This is a genomic window from Pseudomonas lalkuanensis, assembly GCF_008807375.1.
GTDB classification, from domain to species: Bacteria; Pseudomonadota; Gammaproteobacteria; order Pseudomonadales; family Pseudomonadaceae; genus Metapseudomonas; species Metapseudomonas lalkuanensis.
This window is the reverse complement of the sequence record NZ_CP043311.1, coordinates 5,532,608-5,550,190: the sequence shown is the minus strand read 5'-3', so window position 1 is coordinate 5,550,190 and position 17,583 is coordinate 5,532,608. Positions and strand designations below refer to the sequence as shown.

14 protein-coding genes and 1 riboswitch are annotated in these 17,583 nt (G+C 66.4%); of the genes, 7 read left to right on the top strand and 7 right to left on the bottom strand.

Features of this window, described 5'->3' with window-relative positions; translation table 11 throughout:
• Nucleotides 1–72: 72 nt before the first annotated feature.
• The 4 genes from msbA (at nt 73) to FXN65_RS25580 (ending at nt 6,060) form a co-directional block, all read left to right on the top strand.
• Nucleotides 73–1,881, top strand: a complete 1,809-nt coding sequence (gene msbA, locus FXN65_RS25595; RefSeq protein ID WP_151137685.1) for a lipid A export permease/ATP-binding protein MsbA — start codon at nt 73–75, stop codon at nt 1,879–1,881.
• Between the two features lie 156 nt (nt 1,882–2,037).
• A complete protein-coding gene (gene hldE / locus FXN65_RS25590) occupies nt 2,038–3,459 on the top strand; it encodes a bifunctional D-glycero-beta-D-manno-heptose-7-phosphate kinase/D-glycero-beta-D-manno-heptose 1-phosphate adenylyltransferase HldE (RefSeq protein ID WP_151137682.1) in 1,422 nt (473 codons plus the stop codon).
• 104 nt (nt 3,460–3,563) lie between these two features.
• Entirely contained in the window at nt 3,564–4,844 is a 1,281-nt protein-coding gene (locus tag FXN65_RS25585; protein WP_151137680.1) for an acyl-CoA dehydrogenase family protein, read from the top strand.
• Nucleotides 4,845–4,854: 10 nt separating this feature from the next.
• Entirely contained in the window at nt 4,855–6,060 is a 1,206-nt protein-coding gene (locus tag FXN65_RS25580; RefSeq protein WP_151137677.1) for an acyl-CoA dehydrogenase family protein, read from the top strand.
• A gap of 59 nt (nt 6,061–6,119) precedes the next feature.
• Here FXN65_RS25580 and FXN65_RS25575 read toward each other — a convergent pair whose 3' ends face one another.
• From FXN65_RS25575 to FXN65_RS25560, 4 genes are all read right to left on the bottom strand, one after another.
• Nucleotides 6,120–7,025, bottom strand: a complete 906-nt coding sequence (locus FXN65_RS25575; RefSeq protein ID WP_151137675.1) for a metal ABC transporter ATPase — start codon at nt 7,023–7,025, stop codon at nt 6,120–6,122.
• A gap of 24 nt (nt 7,026–7,049) precedes the next feature.
• Nucleotides 7,050–7,862 (bottom strand): aldo/keto reductase, encoded by an 813-nt coding sequence (locus FXN65_RS25570; RefSeq protein ID WP_151137673.1) that lies wholly within the window; start codon nt 7,860–7,862, stop codon nt 7,050–7,052.
• Nucleotides 7,859–9,034 (bottom strand): NAD(P)/FAD-dependent oxidoreductase, encoded by a 1,176-nt coding sequence (locus FXN65_RS25565; protein WP_151137670.1) that lies wholly within the window; start codon nt 9,032–9,034, stop codon nt 7,859–7,861. Before FXN65_RS25565 ends, FXN65_RS25570 begins: the two co-directional genes overlap by 4 nt.
• 74 nt (nt 9,035–9,108) lie before the next feature.
• Nucleotides 9,109–9,441 carry a DMT family transporter gene (locus FXN65_RS25560; protein WP_151137667.1) on the bottom strand — a complete coding sequence of 111 codons (333 nt, stop codon included), beginning with the start codon at nt 9,439–9,441 and terminating at the stop codon, nt 9,109–9,111.
• Nucleotides 9,442–9,533: 92 nt separating this feature from the next.
• On the opposite strand from FXN65_RS25560, the gene FXN65_RS25555 reads away from it, so the two are divergent.
• Together FXN65_RS25555 and waaA are read left to right on the top strand one after the other, a co-directional pair.
• On the top strand, nt 9,534–10,418 hold the full coding sequence (locus tag FXN65_RS25555; RefSeq protein ID WP_151137665.1) for a LysR family transcriptional regulator: 885 nt from the start codon (nt 9,534–9,536) through the stop codon (nt 10,416–10,418).
• Between the two features lie 36 nt (nt 10,419–10,454).
• Entirely contained in the window at nt 10,455–11,720 is a 1,266-nt protein-coding gene (gene waaA, locus FXN65_RS25550; RefSeq protein WP_151137663.1) for a lipid IV(A) 3-deoxy-D-manno-octulosonic acid transferase, read from the top strand.
• A gap of 65 nt (nt 11,721–11,785) precedes the next feature.
• Here waaA and FXN65_RS25545 read toward each other — a convergent pair whose 3' ends face one another.
• Entirely contained in the window at nt 11,786–12,409 is a 624-nt protein-coding gene (locus FXN65_RS25545; protein ID WP_394351261.1) for a cupin domain-containing protein, read from the bottom strand.
• Nucleotides 12,410–12,438: 29 nt separating this feature from the next.
• The gene (locus FXN65_RS25540; protein WP_151137658.1) at nt 12,439–14,394 is read right to left on the bottom strand and encodes an oxidoreductase; all 1,956 of its coding nucleotides are present in this window, start codon (nt 14,392–14,394) and stop codon (nt 12,439–12,441) included.
• A 159-nt stretch (nt 14,395–14,553) separates the two neighbouring features.
• Between FXN65_RS25540 and FXN65_RS25535 the strand changes: the two genes are divergently transcribed.
• Nucleotides 14,554–15,651: an ABC transporter substrate-binding protein gene (locus tag FXN65_RS25535; RefSeq protein WP_244620697.1), complete on the top strand. Its 1,098-nt coding sequence runs from the start codon at nt 14,554–14,556 to the stop codon at nt 15,649–15,651.
• A gap of 152 nt (nt 15,652–15,803) precedes the next feature.
• Here FXN65_RS25535 and FXN65_RS25530 read toward each other — a convergent pair whose 3' ends face one another.
• Nucleotides 15,804–17,252: a TolC family outer membrane protein gene (locus FXN65_RS25530; RefSeq protein WP_151137656.1), complete on the bottom strand. Its 1,449-nt coding sequence runs from the start codon at nt 17,250–17,252 to the stop codon at nt 15,804–15,806.
• Nucleotides 17,253–17,470: 218 nt separating this feature from the next.
• A riboswitch (TPP riboswitch) is annotated at nt 17,471–17,577 on the top strand.
• Nucleotides 17,578–17,583: the final 6 nt, after the last annotated feature.

Genomic DNA, 17,583 nt, shown 5'->3' with positions numbered 1-17,583 from the left:
GCATCCGCGGCGAGGGGGCGGCTGCTCTATGATAAGCTTTGCAACTTTTCGACAACGTCGACGCGTGAGCGCATGTCCGATCAGCAACCTGAAGCCTCCCGGCCCTCCAGCCTCAAGATCTACCTTCGTCTGCTGGGCTACGTCCGCCCCTATATCGGGATGTTCCTGGTCAGCATCATCGGTTACATCATCTTCGCCTCCACCCAGCCGATGCTGGCAGGCATCCTCAAGTATTTCGTCGATGGCCTGAGCAATCCGGACGCCGTCCTGTTCCCGGGCGTTCCCTACCTTCAGGACATGAAACTGCTGCTCGCGGTCCCATTGCTGATCATCCTGATCGCCGCGTGGCAGGGGCTCGGGTCGTACCTGGGCAATTACTTCCTGGCCAAGGTTTCGCTCGGACTGGTGCACGACTTGCGCCTGGCCCTGTTCGATAGTCTGCTCTCCTTGCCGAATCGCTATTTCGACAGCCATAACTCGGGACACCTGATCTCGCGCATCACCTTCAACGTGACCATGGTCACCGGCGCGGCGACCGATGCCATCAAGGTGGTGATTCGCGAAGGGCTCACCGTGGTCTTCCTGTTCGGCTACCTGCTGTGGATGAACTGGAAACTGACCCTGGTGATGGTCGCCATCCTGCCGCTGATCGCTCTGATGGTGAGCAGCGCCAGCAAGAAATTCCGCAAACAGAGCAAGAAGATCCAGGTGGCCATGGGCGATGTGACCCATGTGGCCTCCGAAACCATCCAGGGCTACCGCGTGGTTCGCAGCTTCGGCGGCGAGCCTTACGAATCCGGTCGCTTCAGGAACGCCAGCGAAGACAACACCCGCAAGCAACTGCGGATGACCAAGACCTCGGCTGTCTATACCCCGATGCTGCAACTGGTGATCTACTCCGCCATGGCAGCCCTGATGTTCCTCGTGCTTTTCCTGCGCGGTGATGCGAGTGCTGGCGACCTGGTCGCCTACATCACTGCCGCCGGCCTGCTGCCGAAGCCGATCCGCCAGCTTTCCGAAGTCAGCTCTACCGTGCAGCGCGGCGTCGCCGGTGCGGAAAGCATCTTCGAGCAACTCGACGAAGAGACCGAGGTGGATCGTGGCACCGTCGAGCGGGAGCGGGTAGGCGGCCGCCTCGAAGTCCGCAACCTCAGCTTCCAGTATCCCGGTACCGACAAGGCGGTGCTGCAGGACATCAGCTTCGAGGCCGCGCCCGGGCAGATGATCGCACTGGTCGGGCGTTCCGGCAGTGGCAAGTCCACGCTGGCCAACCTCATTCCGCGCTTTTACCACCATGAGCAGGGGCAGATCCTGCTGGATGGCGTCGACATCGAGGATTATCGCCTGCGTAACCTGCGCCGCCACATCGCCCTGGTGACCCAGCAGGTGACCCTGTTCAACGACTCGGTAGCCAACAATATCGCCTACGGCGATCTCGCCGGCGCGCCACGTGAGGATGTCGAGCGGGCGGCCGAGGCGGCCTACGCGAAGGAGTTCGTCGACAAGTTGCCGCAAGGCTTCGATACCGAGGTGGGTGAGAACGGCGTGCTGCTTTCCGGCGGCCAGCGCCAGCGCCTGGCGATCGCCCGCGCCCTGCTGAAGAACGCGCCGGTGCTGGTGCTGGACGAGGCCACCTCGGCCCTGGATACCGAGTCCGAACGGCACATCCAGGCTGCGCTGGACCGCGTGATGGATGGCCGTACCACCCTGGTCATCGCCCACCGCCTCTCCACCATCGAGAAGGCGGACCTGATCCTGGTCATGGATCAGGGCCGCATCGTCGAGCGCGGCACCCATGCCGAGCTGCTGGCCATGAACGGCTATTACGCCCGTCTGCATGCCAACCAGTTCGCCGAGGAGACCCAGCCGGAGGCGGGCTGAGCCGGGTGATCCAGCGGCCGCCGTTCGGGTGATTGCTTCCGCAAGTCGGTGCGTCACCGCGAACGGGGCCGGATGCACCCTGCGTCAGATCGAGCAGGTCAGTCCAACTGACCTGCTATGGTATGATCCGCGCCGATTTTGACGTCCGGAGACCCCATGAAGCTGTCCATGCCCCGATTCGATCAGGCCCCCGTTCTGGTGGTGGGCGACGTCATGCTTGACCGCTACTGGCATGGCGGCACTTCGCGCATTTCGCCCGAAGCGCCGGTGCCCGTGGTCAAGGTGGAGCAGATCGAGGACCGTCCCGGCGGTGCCGCAAACGTCGCGCTGAACATTGCCGCCCTCGGGGCGCCGGCCATGCTGGTGGGAATCACCGGTATCGACGAAGCTGCCGCAAGCCTCACCGACAGCCTCAACGCCGCTGGCGTGGATGTGCATTTCCAGCGACTTGCCGAGCAGCCGACCATCGTCAAGCTGCGCGTCATGAGCCGCCACCAGCAGCTGCTGCGCATGGACTTCGAGGAAGCCTTCGATACCAACGCCGAGGCGCTGGCCGCTGAGGTCGAGCGCTTGCTGCCACAGGCGAAGGTGCTGGTGCTGTCCGACTACGGCAAGGGCGCACTGAAGAACCACCAGGCACTGATCCAGGCCGCTCGCCGTCGCGGTGTTCCGGTGCTGGCCGACCCCAAGGGCAAGGATTTCAGCATCTATCGCGGTGCCAGCCTGATCACCCCTAACCTCAGCGAATTCGAATCCATCGTCGGCCGTTGCGCCGATGAGGCCGATCTGGTCGCCAAGGGCGCTGGCCTGATGCAGGAGCTGGAACTGGGCTCCCTGCTGGTGACCCGCGGCGAACACGGCATGACCCTGCTGCGTCCCGGCCATTCCCCGCTGCACCTGCCGGCCCGCGCCCGTGAAGTATTCGATGTCACCGGCGCCGGCGATACCGTGATTTCCACTCTCGCCGCCGCCCTGGCCACAGGCGAAGAACTGCCGCAGGCCGTGGCGTTGGCCAACCTCGCTGCCGGCATCGTGGTCGGCAAGCTCGGTACCGCCGCCATCAGCGCTCCGGAACTGCGCCGTGCCGTGCAGCGCGAGCAGGGTTCCGAGCGCGGTGTGCTGAGCCTCGACCAACTGCTGCTGGCCATCGAGGACGCCCGCGCCCATGGCGAGAAGATCGTCTTCACCAACGGCTGCTTCGACATCCTCCACGCCGGCCACGTGACCTACCTGGAACAGGCCCGCGCACAGGGCGACCGCCTCGTGCTGGCGGTCAATGACGATGCATCGGTAAGCCGCCTCAAGGGGCCGGGCCGCCCGATCAACAGCGTTGAGCGGCGCATGGCGGTGCTGGCGGGCCTCGGTGCCGTCGACTGGGTCGTCAGCTTCCATGAAGACACCCCGGAGCGCCTGCTCGGCCAGGTCAAACCCGATGTGCTGGTCAAGGGCGGCGACTATGGCATCGACCAGGTGGTCGGTGCCGACATCGTCCGTGCCCACGGCGGTGAAGTGCGCGTGCTGGGCCTGGTGGAGAACAGCTCCACCACAGCCATCGTCGAGAAGATCCGCAGCAAGTAACCTCCCTCACTGGCAGCGCTGCCAGTCGCGGGCGTCGGCCCGGTCATAGGCGACCGGGTCGATGCCGAACATCATCAAGGCATCCTCATCCTGCATGGAGTGCGATGCCGATGTTCCCCAACGCACAGGGCCGCGCCCTGGCCGTGCTCAATCGCGTGGCCCAGGCCCACTGGCCTGACCGCCTCAAACTGCGCAAGGTTTTCGAGAAGTTCCTCTACGGCGGCGTCCGCGCCGGCTTCATGCTGGCCGCGCGGCGGGTGCGCAAGGTGCCGCGCCAGTCCGGGGCGGATGAGCTGTTCGACCTGTCCCTGTCCGACGAACAGCGGATGCTGGTGGAGATGCTGGAAGCCTTCGCCAGGCAATCCCTGTGCCCGGCGGCCCATGACGCCGACGCTCGCTGCGCGGTGCCGGCTGCCTTGCTCAACCAGGGCCACGAACTCGGACTGGCCCACTATGGGGTTGGCGAGAACCTGGGTGGCCTGGCAGGCGAGCGCACGATCCTCACCAATGCGCTGATGGCCGAGGCCCTGGCCAAAGGCGATCTCAGTCTTGCCGCAGCGCTGCTGGCGCCGTTGTCGGCCGCCAATTGCATCCGCCGCTGGGCTTCTGCCGAGCAGCAGGCCGCCTGGCTGCCGGCCTTTGTCGGTGAGCAGCCGGCGCCGCCCATGGCCATTGCCGTCAACGAACCGGCCGTGCTGTTCGATCCCGGCAAGCTGGCCACCCGCGCGCGGCGCAAGGGAAGCAGCTTTGTGCTCACTGGCGAGAAGTGCCTGGTGCCGGGTGCCCTGGACGCCAGCCGCCTGATAGTGGCCGCGGAAACCGGTAGCGGGCCGGCGTTGTTCCTGGTCGAAGCGGGCAGCAAGGGGCTCGACCTGCGCCCGGAGCCGGCCATGGGCCTGAAGGCCTGCGGCACAGCGCGGATTCGCCTCAAGGGAGTGAAAGTTCCGGCGGCGAACCGCCTGGCCGCCGTCGACTTCGACTACCGGAGCTTCCTCGACCTCGGCCACCTGGCCTGGTGCGCGTTGGCGCTGGGCACCGCCCAGGCTGCACTGGACTACGTGATCGGCTACTGCAACGAACGTACGGCCTTCGGCGAACCCATCAGCCATCGCCAGGGCGTGGCCTTCATGGTCGCGGACATCGCCATCGAACTGGACGCCATGCGCCTGATGGTCTGGCGGGCCTGTGCCCGCGCCGATCGTGGCGAAGCGTTCGGGCGCGAGGCTTACCTGGCACGACTGCTCTGTGCCGAGAAGGCCATGAAGATCGGTACCGACACCGTGCAACTGCTCGGCGGACATGGTTTCACCCAGGAGCACCCGGCCGAGCGCTGGTACCGCGACCTGCGCGCCGTCGCCCTGATGAGCGGCGGCCTGCACTTGTGAGGAAGGCAGCATGAATCTGGAAATCCCGAAGAAATTCCGCGGCCTCAGCCATCAGGCCCATCAGGTCGCGCAACAGTACTTCCGCCCCTTGTCGCGCAAATACGACAAGGCCGAACACGCCTACCCCCGCGAACTGGACCTTCTGGCGGCCCTGCTGGACGGCATGAACGCCGGCTCCCCGGAGACCGTCGGTGCCGGCTCGGCGAGCAAGCGCGGCGCGGGGGCGGAGGAGGGGGTGCGTAACGGCGGCAACCTGTCCGCGCTGCTCGGCGTCATGGAGCTGTGCTGGGGCGATGTCGGCCTGCTCCTGGCCATGCCGCGCCAGGGGCTTGGCAATGCCGCCATCGCTGCGGTGGCCAATGAGGAACAGCTCGCGCGCCTGCGCGGCACCTGGGCGGCGATGGCCATCACCGAGCCCGGCTGCGGTTCCGACTCGGCGGCCATCCGCACCACGGCGGTGAAGGATGGCGACCATTACGTGCTCAATGGCGAGAAGATCTTCGTCACCTCCGGCGGGCGTGCCGACTCGGTGGTGGTCTGGGCCAGCCTGGATCGCAGCCTGGGGCGTGCGGCGATCAAGTCCTTCGTGGTGGAGAAGGGCACGCCCGGCATGAGCGTGACCCGACTGGAGAAGAAGCTCGGCATCAAGGCGTCGGACACCGTCTCCATCAGTTTCAACGACTGCCGGGTGCCGGCGGCCAACCTGTTGGGTAACGCCGAGATCGACGTGCAGAAAGGCTTTGCCGGGGTGATGGAAACCTTCGACAACACCCGCCCGCTGGTGGCCGGCATGGCGGTGGGAGTCGCCAAGGCCGCCCTGGACCGCACCCGCGAGCTGCTTTCCAAGGCCGGTTGCCGGTTCGACTACCGCAAGTCGTTGTTGGTCGTCAGCCATGCCGAGGCCACGCTCTATCGCCTGGAGGCGGAGTGGGAGGCTGCGCGCCTGCTGACCCTGAAGGCGGCCTGGATGGCCGACAACCGGCTGCCCAATTCCAAGGAGGCGTCCATCGCCAAGGCCAAGGCTGGACGCGTGGCCAACGAGGTCACCCTGAAATGCGTGGAACTGGCCGGTGCCCTGGGTTACGGCGAAGACGAGTTGCTGGAGAAGTGGGCGCGGGACTCGAAGATCCTCGACATCTTCGAAGGCACCCAGCAGATCCAGTTGCTGATCGTGGCGCGACGGCTGCTGGGCAAGAACTCCAGTGAACTGAAGTGATGCCGCAAGGCGGGAACACGCTTAATGGCGACGGGGCGACTTCTTGGGCGCCCCGGCTGTCAGCAGGCCAACTTTTTTCCCTGCGGGCGGGCCGTCCCTACCCGGGATAGCCAGTCCCGCCAGCGCACGCGCTCCTCGTGTACCAGCCAGCCATCCTGCTCGGCGAAACTCTCCGAGAGCCAGACGCCACGGGTGCTGGCCGACTTGAACTCGCCGTTGCGCAGGGTCAGCAGGTCGCCGGTGGGCAGGCCCTGATGCAGCGGTAGCAGGTAGATGTCGGGCCGGCGCCGCTCCAGGCTGGCCACCAGTTTGCCGTCCTGCAGCACTTCGTCCACGTGGAACAGGCTGATCTGGTGGCAATCCTTCGGCAGCTCCAGGCGCAGGTCGTAGACCAGTTGCAGGGAGGCGGTGGGCAGGTGCACGTAGGCCTCGGGCCGTTCCAGCAGCGTCAGCTTGCCGTTGGTCACCGGGCGTGCGGCGCCGGACAGCGGGCTGAGGCGGAAATGGTTGGTTTCGCGATAGCGCAGTTGCCGCTGGTAGGGAGTCGGCAGCCAGGTGTCGCCGAAACGCCCGGCGAGCCAGCCTTCCGGCGTCTCGATCAGGCATTCCTCGGCCACTTCCTGAATGGCAGTGAGCAGCGGCAGGTTCAACTCGTGGGCGGGGACGTAGCCGGAAATCAGCTTGAGAACGGTATCGCCGCGATCCTGGCGACGCTGCCGCACCAGCAGCCAGTAGTCGCGCCCCTGCAGCGCCAGGGTCAGCCGCACCGACACGCCGAGGTTCGCCAGTTCCACCGCGAAGCGCTGGTTGTCGTTCACCCTGACTGGGCGGCGCCTTTCCAGCATCTGGGTGAAGTTCAGCGGCAGCCCCAGGCTCTGGTAGCTCAGGGCGTCGGCGCTGGCTTCGACATGCAGCGGGAGGGTCTTGAACGCGCTGGGGTCCTTGCGGGCGAGGATTCGCGGCATGTCGGCTCCTGGGCCAGGGGTCGGCTAGTGGCGATGGGCTCCGATGACGGCGGCAGCCGTCGCGACATTATGGGACAGATGCAACGGATTGATGGTCCCGATTATCGCGCTGGTCACCCCGGGATGACCGAAGATCAGTTCGAAGCTGGCGCGGACCGGGTCCACGCCGGCGTCAAGGCAGGCATGACCGCTGGCCAGGCCTTTCTTGATCAGGATGCCCTTGTTCTGTTGCACCGCGAAGTCGAGTACCGGTTTCTCGCCCTGTTCATTGAGGTTGTAGGTGACCATGGCGCAATCCCCCTGTTCCAGGGCCAGCAGGCCGCCGTCCACGGTCTTGCCGGAGAGGCCGAAGGCGCGGATCTTGCCGGCCTGCCTGAGCTCGGCAAGGGTCTCGTAGACACCGCTGTCCCGCAGGATGGCCAGGTCGTTGCCATCGGAGTGCACCAGCACCAGGTCGATGAAGTCCGTTTCCAGGCGTTTCAGGCTGCGTTCGACGGAGAAGCGCGTATGTTCGGGGCTGAAGTCGAAACGGGAGAGGCCGCCCTCGAACTCTTCACCCACCTTGCTGACGATCACCCAGTCCTGGCGCTGGCCGCGTAGCAGCGGGCCGAGGCGCTCCTCGCTGCGGCCGTAGGCCGGCGCGGTGTCGATCAGGTTGATGCCGAGGTCGCGGGCCAGGGCCAGCAGCTGCCGGGCCTCGGCGTCGTCGGGAATGGTGAAGCCGCTGGGGTACTTCACGCCCTGGTCGCGGCCGAGTTTGACGGTTCCCAGTCCCAGCGGGGAAACCATCAGGCCGGTGCTGCCCAGGGGACGGTGCAGATCGAGCAGGTTGTTCATCCCAGCAGTTCCTCCCATACCGGTTGCGCCACCGTCGGGCGGGGCAGGGCAGGCAGAGGCGGATTGGCCGCCGGCCGCACGCCGTCGCGTTCGAAGGCGGCCAGCACGCGGTCGGCGAAATCCGGGGCCAGGGCCAGTTTGGTGGGCCAGCCCACCAGCAAGCGGTCCTGCTCGGCGAGGAAGGCATTGTCCGGACGAACCAGGCCGCTCTGGGCCGGTTCGGCACGGTCCACCCGCAGGGTCGCCCATTGTGCGGCAGAGAGGTCGATCCAGGGCAGCAATTGGCGTAACTCCTGTTCGGCGGCGGCAATCTGCTCGGCTTCGTTGCGGGCCACGCCGTCGGCCTCGGCAAGGTCACCTCCCAGGTACCACACCCATTGGCCGTCGGCGGCCGGGTGGCTGGTCACGGTGACGCGCGGCTTCGGCCCGCCACCCAGGCAATGGGCGTACAGCGGTTTCAGGCTGGGCGCCTTGACCATCACCATGTGCAGCGGGCGACGCTGCATGGCCGGTTGGCTGAGGCCCAGGGCTTCGAGCAGTGCCTGGTTGCCGGCGCCGGCGCTGAGCACGATGCGTTGCGCGCGGACTTCACGGCCGTCGATGACCAGACCGGCGAGTTGGCCGTCGTGCCGCAGGGGTATGACTTCACGGCCCGCGAGCAGGCTGTCGCCGGCGAGCTCCGCCAGGCGGGTGATCAGGCTGGGTACGTCCAGCACCAGCTCGGCCAGGCGATAGACCTTGCCCTTGAACTTCGGGTGTTGCAGTGCCGGCGGCAAGGCATCGCCCTTGACCTGGTCGACGCGGCCGCGTACCGCCTTGCTGGCGAAGAAACTGGTGAGGTTGCCGGCCAGGGTGCCGGGGGACCAGAGATAGTGGGCGTCGGAGAGCAAGCGCACGCCCCGGAGGTCCAGTTCACCGCTGCCGGCCAGGGCTTCGCGCCAGCGCCGCGGCATGTCGGCAATGGCTTCGGAGGCGCCGGTGAGGGCTCCGTGCAGGGCGTACTTGGCGCCACCGTGGATGATCCCCTGGGATTTGACGCTCTGTTCGCCGCCAAGGCTGGCCTTTTCCACCAGCAGGGTGGCAAAGCCTTGCTGGCGCAGGCGGGCATTGAGCCACAGGCCGGCGATACCGCCGCCCAGGATGAGCACATCAGTGGAAAGGGATTCGGCCATGGGTTGCAGGCGCCTCGAAAAAAACAGGGGCGCAGTATAGCGCCCCTGTTCGTGAAGCAGCGGGAAGAGCCGATTCAGTGGCCCGTGCTGCTGGAGAACAGCTGGATGACCACCACCCCCGAGACGATCATCCCCATGCCGAGCACGGCGGGGGCATCCAGCTTCTGCTGATAGAGCACCAGCGCGGCGACGCTCACCAGCACGATGCCGAGCCCGGCCCAGATGGCGTAGGCGATACCCACGGGGATACTGCGCACCACCAGGGTCAGCATCCAGAAGGCGATGGCGTAGCCGCCGATCACCAGGATCAGTGGCAGGGGCTTGTTGAAGCCGTCGATGGCCTTCATCGAGGTGGTGGCGACGACTTCAGCGGCAATGGCGATGGCGAGATAGATGTAGCCGGTCATGGTCGGTCCTCCTGTGCAATGGCGCGAATTCTAAGTTCTCTGCTGATGGGATAAAGTCATTTCCCATCTGGTTTTGAGATAGGTTGTCTGCCATGCAATGGAACCTGGAACAGATCCGCCTGTTCGTTGCGGTCGCGGAAGGTCAGTCCTTCTCGGCGGTCGCGCGCAGTCTGCGGCGCGCACAGTCGGCGGTGAGCAGTGGCATTGCCCTGCTCGAAGAGGACCTCGGGGTGCAGCTGTTCGACCGCAGCAGCGGTCGCCAGCCGCGCCTGACGGCGGCGGGCGTGGCCTTGCTGGAGGAAGCCCGGGAAGTCCTGCGGCAGTGCCAGCGCCTGGACGGCAAGGCCCTGGGGCTGGCCAAAGGTGAAGAGGCGCGCCTGCGCCTGGCCCAGGATGAAGCCATGCCTTATCAGCCCGTGCTGGCCAGCCTGGAGGCGCTGGGCAAGGCTTTTCCGCTGCTGGAGGTGCAACTGACCACCAGTGCCCAGGGCGAGGTGGCGCGCAAGCTGCTGGAGGGTCGCGCCGACCTTGGGCTGCTGTTCCACCATGAGCAGATGCCCGACGCCCTGGAGCGCCAGCGGCTGGGCACCATCGAGATGGTCACGGTCTGCGGCGCCAATCATTCCCTGGCCGCCATGGGGTGTGCCGATCGCCGCGAACTGGCGCGTCACCGGCAGATCCTCATGTCGCCCCAGGACAGCCGCTATCCCGGCGGCGAGCAGCTCGGCCCGCAGGTCTGGCGCGCGGACAGCTTTTACGTGATGGCGGAGTTGCTGATGCGTGGCCTGGGCTGGGCCTGGCTGCCGCGCCATGTGGCGCAGTACCCGGCCTATCAGGGACAGCTGGTGGAACTGCGCAGCGACTGGACGCCGCCTTCGCTGGTGGTGGAGCTGGTCTGTCGCCGCGACGAGGCGCTGGGGCCGGCGGCGCTCTGGCTGGCCGATAGCCTGGCGGAGCACCTGCAAGCCATGGGTTAGTGCGATCGACGGCGAGTCACGCTAAGCTCCGCGCCCATGAATCGCACCCTCTATACCCTGCTGTTCCATCTCGGCCTGCCGCTGGTGGCCCTGCGCCTGGCCTGGCGCGCCTGGCGTGCGCCGGCCTATGCGCGGCGCATCGGCGAGCGTTTTGCCTTTGGCCTGCCATCAGTCAAGCCTGACGGTATCTGGGTCCATGCCGTGTCTGTGGGCGAGAGCATCGCCGCAGCCCCCATGGTCCGCGCCCTGCTGGAACGCCATCCCGACCTGCCTATCACTATCACCTGCATGACACCGACCGGCTCGGAGCGCATCCGTGCCCTGTTCGGCGACCGGGTGCAGCACTGCTACCTGCCCTATGACCTGCCCTGGGCGGCCTCGCGCTTCCTTGACCGGGTGCGACCGAAGCTGGCCGTGATCATGGAAACCGAACTCTGGCCCAATCACATCCACCAGTGCGCCCGTCGTGGCATTCCGGTAGTGCTGGCCAATGCCCGCCTGTCCGAGCGGTCCGCGCGGGGGTATGCGCGTTTCGGCAAGCTCACCGCGCCCATGCTGGCCGAGCTGAGCTGGATCGCGGTGCAGACCGCGGCGGAAGCAGAACGCTTCCGTGCCCTGGGTGCGCGCCCGGAGTGCGTGGGCGTGACCGGCTCGATCAAGTACGACCTGCGCATCGACCCGGCGCTTCTGCAACGTGCCGCCGAACTGCGCGGCCAATGGGCTGCCGGGGCGCGGCCAGTGTGGATTGCCGCCAGTACCCATGCCGGCGAGGACGAAATCATGCTCGCCGCCCACAAGAGCCTGCTGGCGCAGCGGCCCGATGCCCTGCTGATCCTGGTGCCGCGCCATCCTGAGCGCTTCGGTCCGGTGTTCGAGCTGTGTCGCCGTGAAGGATTGGCGACCGTGCGCCGCTCGACCGGTGCCCCGGTGGCGGCATCCGACGCGGTGCTGGTGGGTGACACCATGGGCGAGCTGCTGTTCCTCTACGCGTTGGCGGACATCGCCTTCGTGGGGGGCAGCCTGGTCCCCAATGGTGGCCATAACCTGCTGGAGCCGGCGGCCCTGGGCAAGCCTGTGCTCAGCGGCCCGCACCTGTTCAACTTCCTCGAGATCGCCGCGCAGTTGCGGGAGGCCGGAGCGCTGACCGAGGTGGCAGACGCCGGAGAGTTGGCCGCGCAGGTTGGCGGGCTCTGGGCTGCGCCGGATCGCGCGGCGGCCATGAGTGATGCGGGCCTGGGCGTGCTCAAGGCCAATCAGGGGGCGCTGGAGCGGTTGCTGGGCGGGATTGCGCGGTTGCTGTGAGAAACACCCTGTGGGAGGGAATTCATTCGCCAATGAATTCGCTCCCACGCAAGGATGCCGGATAGCTAGAACGTCGGCGGGGTGATCACCCAGAGGATCAGCGCATCCTTCTCTCCGGGGTTGCCGTAGCGGTGCGGCTCCTGGCTGGAGAAGCTGAAGCTGTCGCCCTCCTGCAGGAGGAAATGGCGGTTGCCGACCCAGAGTTCGAATTCGCCACTCAGCACGTAGCCGGCTTCCTCGCCTTCGTGGCTGTAGCTTTCTTCACTGTAGGTACCCGGCGGGAAGCGCGAGTGGAGCATCTCCAGCTGGCGCAGCGGCTGCGGGCTGAGCAGTTCGTCGGTGATACCGTCCTCGTAGTGCAGGCTGGTGCGGGCGTTACGGCGTACGACGTAGCCACGGTCGGCTTCGCTGGTGGGCGCTTCGCTGGCGAAGAACCACTGGATGGTCACGCCCAGGCTGCGGGCGATGTTGAACAGCGCGGGGATGGAAGGATAGGCCAGGTTGCGTTCCAGCTGGCTGATGTAGCCGGCGGTGAGCTTGCTCTGCTCGGCCAGTTCGGTGAGGGTCAGGCCCCGGCGTTTGCGTAGCGCGCGGATGCGCGTTCCGAGGAACTGGCTCTCGGCGTTGGCGTTCGGCGATGGCAGGCTGGGGCTCATGGTTCCCTCCATGGGGACGCGGGATCGCGGCATTGTAGGGCAGCCGCGATCACCGGTGACACTCAGATATCCCAGGCGACCTTCAGTCCCTCGTAAATGGCTTCCTCCACCGAGCGCGGTGCCAGGCAGTCGCCGATGCGGCGGAACTCCACCAGGCCTTGCAGCGTGCTGCCCAGGTCGTCCACCGGCTGGTGGCCCTGGCAGAGCACCAGGGTGTCCACGTCTTCGAACAGCATCGGTTCGCCACAGGCGGAATGCATCATGTACACCGTGCTGTCATCGCAACCGTAGAGACGTGCGTAAGGCGTGATCGGGATGCCCAGCTTGTGCAGCTCACCGGCCATCTGGTCGCGCACATAGAGGGGCAGGCTTTCCCCGCAGTGGGTGCCGTTCACCGCGAGGCGCACCTGGTGGCCATTGCGCGCCAGGCGCTCGGCGATGCCGGGGGCGATCCAGTCGCCGCGCCAGTCGGTGACCAGCACCGAACGGCCCGGTTGCACCTCGTCACGCAGCACCTGCCAGGCATCCACCACCTGCAGCTCGCCGCCGCGCTCGAATGGTGGCCAGTAGGGCCTGGCGCCGGTGGCGAGGATGACCAGATCGGGGCGCTCGCGCTCCACCAGGGCGCGGTCGACACGGACATTGCGGACCACCTGCACGCCGGCCAGCTCCATTTCGCGCTGAAGGTTGGTGGCCGCGCCGCCGAACTCCGCGCGGCGAGGCAGCAGCTGTGCCAGCAGGACCTGGCCGCCGAGCTGGTTGCCGGCCTCATAGAGGGTCACTTCATGGCCACGCCGGGCCGCCACAGCCGCGGCCTTCATGCCGGCGGGGCCACCGCCCACCACCATCACGTGCTTGCGCTCGGTTGCCGGGTTGGATTGCGCATAGATCAGTTCGCGACCGGTTTCCGGGTGCTGGATGCAGGAAATGGGATAGCCGCGATGGAAGTGGCCGATGCACGCCTGGTTGCAGGCGATGCAGGCACGCACGTCGTCGCTGCGGCCGGTGGCGGCCTTGTTCGGCATCTGCGGGTCGCAGATCAGGGCGCGGGTCATGCCGCAGACATCCGCCTGGCCCCGGGCGAGGATGGCTTCGGCTTCCTGGGGCTGGTTGATCCGCCCGGTGACGAACAGCGGGATGTCCAGTCGCGCCTTGAAACTCCCGGCGGTGGGGGCGAGGTAAGCGGCTTCGATGGCCATGGGCGGGACGATATGGATGGCGCCGCCGACCGAGGCCGAGGTGCCGGCCACCAGGTGCAGGTAGTCGAGTTGCCCTTGCAGGGCGAGGGCGGCCGCGAGGGATTCGTCTTCGGTCAGGCCTTCCGGGTCGCGTTCGTCGGCGGAGATGCGCATCCCGACGATGAAGTCGTCCGGGCAGTTGGCGCGGACGGCCTGGATCACTTCGCGGATGAAGCGCAGGCGGGCGTCGAGGTCGCCGTTGTAACCGTCTTCACGGCGATTCACGCGAGGGTTGAGGAACTGCGCGGGCAGGTAGCCGTGGCTGGCGACGATTTCCACGCCGTCCAGTCCGGCTGCGCACAGGCGCCTGGCGGCGGCACCGTAGCCGGCGACGATCTCGTCGATCATCCCCTGATCCAGGGCACGCGGCATCACGCGGAAACGCTCGTTGGGCGAGGCCGAGGCGGACCAGGCCACCGTCAGCAGACCATCGCTGGATTCCATGATTTCACGGCCCGGGTGGAACACCTGGGAGAGCACCACCGTGCCTTCGGCATGGCAGGCGTCGGCCAGGCGGCGGTAGCCCTCGATGCAGGCATCGTCGGTGGCCATCAGCACATGGGAGGTGTAGCGCGCGCTGTCGTGCACCCCGGCCACCTGCAGCACGATCAGGCCGACCCCACCCCTGGCGCGGGCGCTGTGATAGGCGATGAGCTGCTCGTTGACCAGGTTGTCGGCGGGCATCGAGGTGTCGTGGCCGCTGGACATGATCCGGTTCTTCAGGCGTTTGCCGCGGATTTCCAGGGGCTCGAAAAGGTGCGGGAAGGTGGCGCTGGACATGGGAGGCTCCTGAGGACCTGAGGTCCCGCTTGTTTTTGTGAGCCCATGGAAGTTTACCTTAAGTAAAAAATCAACTTGTTTTTTTACTTTACCCGGGCTTAGCTTCCTGTCAGCCCGAGCCGGGCAGGCTTCATCACAACAACAAAGAGGAGAAGCACCATGCGGCAGTCTTTCGTCCCTCACCTGAGCAAGCGCCCTCATCCTTGTTCCGTTCCTGCTTCCAGCCACGCGGGCCGTCTGCTCGCCGGCTTGGCGCTCGCTTGTAGCCTGGGAAGCGTCCAGGCGGCTGACAGCATGGTGGTGGTGGGCTACGGCGGAGCAGGGCAAAAGGCCCTGAGCGACGCCTTTTTCAAACCCTTCGCCAAGGCCAGCGGAGCGCCGCTGGCGGAGGGCGAATACAACGGCGAGATGGCCCGGATCAAGGTGATGGCCGATACCGGCAGCGTCGACTGGGACCTGGTGGAGATCGAGGCGCCGGACCTGGTGCGTGGCTGCGAGGAAGGCCTGTTCGAGCGCCTGGACTGGCAGCGCATAGGCGGTGTCGACCAGTTGATCGCCGATGCGGCCCAGGAATGCGGGTCGGCCACCATGGTCTGGAGCGTGGCGCTGGCCTATGACGCCGGCAAGCTGGCGGAAGCGCCGAAGTCCTGGGCGGACTTCTGGGATGTGCAACGCTTCCCCGGCAAGCGCGGGCTGCGCAAGCGGGCGGTGTACAACCTGGAGTTCGCGCTGCTGGCCGATGGTGTCAAGCGCGAGGATGTCTACAAGGTGCTGGCTACGCCGGCAGGCGTGGAGCGGGCCTTTGCCAAGCTGGATCAGCTCAAGCCCCATATCCAGTGGTGGGAGGCGGGCGCCCAGCCCGTGCAATGGCTGGCGGCCGGCGACGTGACCATGACTTCGGTCTACAGCGGGCGCATCGCCGCGGCCCACCAGGAAGGCAACAAGTTCGCCGTGGTGTGGCCGGATAGCCTGTATGGCATGGACTACTGGGCGATCATCAAGGGCTCGAAACACGTCGACCGCGCCCACCAACTGATCGCCTTCATCAACCAGGCCGACAACCAGGCCGACTACGTCAAACGAATTCCCTACGGGCCGGTCAACCAGCAGACCTTCGAGCGCCTCGACCCGGCGCTGACCGGATGGCTGCCCAGCGCGCCGCAGAACATGGCCCAGGCGCTGCCGATGGATGTGGAGTTCTGGACTGACCACGGCGAAGACCTCGAGCAGCGCTTCAACGCCTGGGCGGCAAAGTAGGAGCGAATTCATTCGCGAGGCAGGCCCACGGCCCACGGCCTGCGTGGCCAGGGACCGCTTCGCGGCCATCGCGGAAATTCGCCCCCGCCAACCTATCCTGGCCCAATGAAAAAGCCCGGCAGTGACGCCGGGCTTTTTCATTGCAGTGGGACTCAGTATTCCGGGTCGCCGCGCAGGTTGGCTTCTGCCGCCTTGGCCAGATCCGGCGGGAGGAAGTCCTTGTCCGGGTCGTAGTCGGGCTTGAGGAAGCTGGCCAGGGCTTCCAGGTCGCCCGGACTCAGGGTCCCGGCGGCCTGCTTGAGGCGCAGGTTGTCGAGGATGTAGTCGTAGCGCGCGTTGTTGTAGTCGCGCACCGAACTGTACAGCTGGCGCTGGGCATCGAGCACGTCGACGATGTTGCGGGTACCGACCTGGTAGCCGATTTCGGTGGCTTCCAGGGCGCTCTGGTTGGAGATGATCGACTGCCGGCGCGCCTTCACCTGCTCCACGTCGGTGTTCACCGCACGGTGGAAATTGCGGGTGTTCTGCACCACGGTGCGGCGCAGGCTCTCGCGCTGTTGCTCGGTCTGGTTCAGGCGCTGGTAGGACTCGCGGACCTGGGAGCTGATCAGGCCGCCGCTGTAGATCGGGATGTTCAGCTGCAGGCCGATGCTGCGCTGCTCCACGTCGCCACTGAACGGATCCTGGCCGGGCAGGGTGGAACCGTTATTGCTGAAGCCGAGGCTGTCGTTGTCGCCCTTCTGGTAGCTGGCTACCGCATCGAGGGTCGGTGCGTGGCCGGCCTTGCGCTGACGCAGGGTCTCTTCGGCGGCATCGACGGCGTAGTTGGCAGCCTGCAGGTTCAGGTTCTGCTGGGCGGCGGTGTCGACCCAGGCCTTGGCGTCGTTGGGGGCGGGCACCACGACCGGCAGGGTGTGGAGGATGCCCTCGATCGAGGCGTACTCGCGGTTGGTCAGGGTCACCAGGGCCTGGAAGGCGTCTTCCACGTTGCGCTCGGCGATGATCCGGTTGGCGCGTGCGGTGTCATACCCGGCCTGGGCTTCCAGTACGTCGGTCTTGTCCGAGAGTCCCACATCGAAGCGTTCATTGGCCTGGTCGAGCTGGCGTTTGAACGCCGCTTCCTCGGCCTTGGTCGAGGCCAGGTTGTCCTGGGCGCGCAGCACGGCGAAGTAGGTCTCGGCGGTCTGCAGGATCAGGTTCTGCTGGGTTGCGGAGAAGTCCAGGGCAGCCTGCTCGGTGCTGGACTCGGCGGCCTTCAGCTGGAACCAGCGGTCGGCACGGAAGATCGGCTGGCTCAGGGTCGCCTGGTAGGCGATGCCGCTGCGCGAAAAGGTGTTGGAGGGGGCGTCCAGCTTGGTCCGGGTGTCGTTGGACGTGGCGCCGCCGTTGATTTGCGGCAGCAGGCCGGAACGCGCCTGGGGTACGGCCTCGCGCTGCGCTTCATAGTTGGCGCGGGCGGCGGCGAGGTCGGCGTTGTTGTCGACAGCGTCCTTGTAGACGGTCACGAGGTCCGTCTTGGCTGACAGGGGGGCATCTTCGGCCCAGGCGGTTCCGGCAAAGGCGGATGCCACGGCGATGGCCAGCGAGAGTCTGCGCAGCATGATCAATCCTGGATTCTGAGGTGTCGGGCAAGGCTACGGGGCCGCTGGGGGCGGGTCAAGACGCCCCATCGGCGGCCTGAGTGTAGTTTGCGGCAAGCTATGTTTCCTGCGTGCAACAATCGATTTTTATCGCCGGTGCTGCGTCACTTCCCGACGTGCTGGTCACGATATTCTGACCACCGGGTTGGTTTTCTCCGTCGAGCTTGTTTAGACTGCCCGGGTTCTTGTCGGGGTGCCTCGAATCGGAGGCTGAGATCGGATAGTTCCGGATCCCGTTGAACCTGATCAGGTTAAGGCCTGCGTAGGGAACAAGATGTGCCTCCCCAGCCCG

Coding starts and splice junctions, on each gene's coding strand:
- FXN65_RS25560 (WP_151137667.1), bottom strand. CDS start 9,441: ATGACCGGCTACATCTATCTCGCCATCGCCATTGCCGCTGAAGTCGTC.
- msbA (WP_151137685.1), top strand. CDS start 73: ATGTCCGATCAGCAACCTGAAGCCTCCCGGCCCTCCAGCCTCAAGATC.
- FXN65_RS25545 (WP_394351261.1), bottom strand. CDS start 12,409: ATGCCGCGATCCCGCGTCCCCATGGAGGGAACCATGAGCCCCAGCCTG.
- FXN65_RS25530 (WP_151137656.1), bottom strand. CDS start 17,252: ATGCTGCGCAGACTCTCGCTGGCCATCGCCGTGGCATCCGCCTTTGCC.
- FXN65_RS25580 (WP_151137677.1), top strand. CDS start 4,855: ATGAATCTGGAAATCCCGAAGAAATTCCGCGGCCTCAGCCATCAGGCC.
- waaA (WP_151137663.1), top strand. CDS start 10,455: ATGAATCGCACCCTCTATACCCTGCTGTTCCATCTCGGCCTGCCGCTG.
- FXN65_RS25535 (WP_244620697.1), top strand. CDS start 14,554: ATGCGGCAGTCTTTCGTCCCTCACCTGAGCAAGCGCCCTCATCCTTGT.
- FXN65_RS25540 (WP_151137658.1), bottom strand. CDS start 14,394: ATGTCCAGCGCCACCTTCCCGCACCTTTTCGAGCCCCTGGAAATCCGC.
- FXN65_RS25585 (WP_151137680.1), top strand. CDS start 3,564: ATGCCGATGTTCCCCAACGCACAGGGCCGCGCCCTGGCCGTGCTCAAT.
- hldE (WP_151137682.1), top strand. CDS start 2,038: ATGAAGCTGTCCATGCCCCGATTCGATCAGGCCCCCGTTCTGGTGGTG.
- FXN65_RS25575 (WP_151137675.1), bottom strand. CDS start 7,025: ATGCCGCGAATCCTCGCCCGCAAGGACCCCAGCGCGTTCAAGACCCTC.
- FXN65_RS25570 (WP_151137673.1), bottom strand. CDS start 7,862: ATGAACAACCTGCTCGATCTGCACCGTCCCCTGGGCAGCACCGGCCTG.
- FXN65_RS25565 (WP_151137670.1), bottom strand. CDS start 9,034: ATGGCCGAATCCCTTTCCACTGATGTGCTCATCCTGGGCGGCGGTATC.
- FXN65_RS25555 (WP_151137665.1), top strand. CDS start 9,534: ATGCAATGGAACCTGGAACAGATCCGCCTGTTCGTTGCGGTCGCGGAA.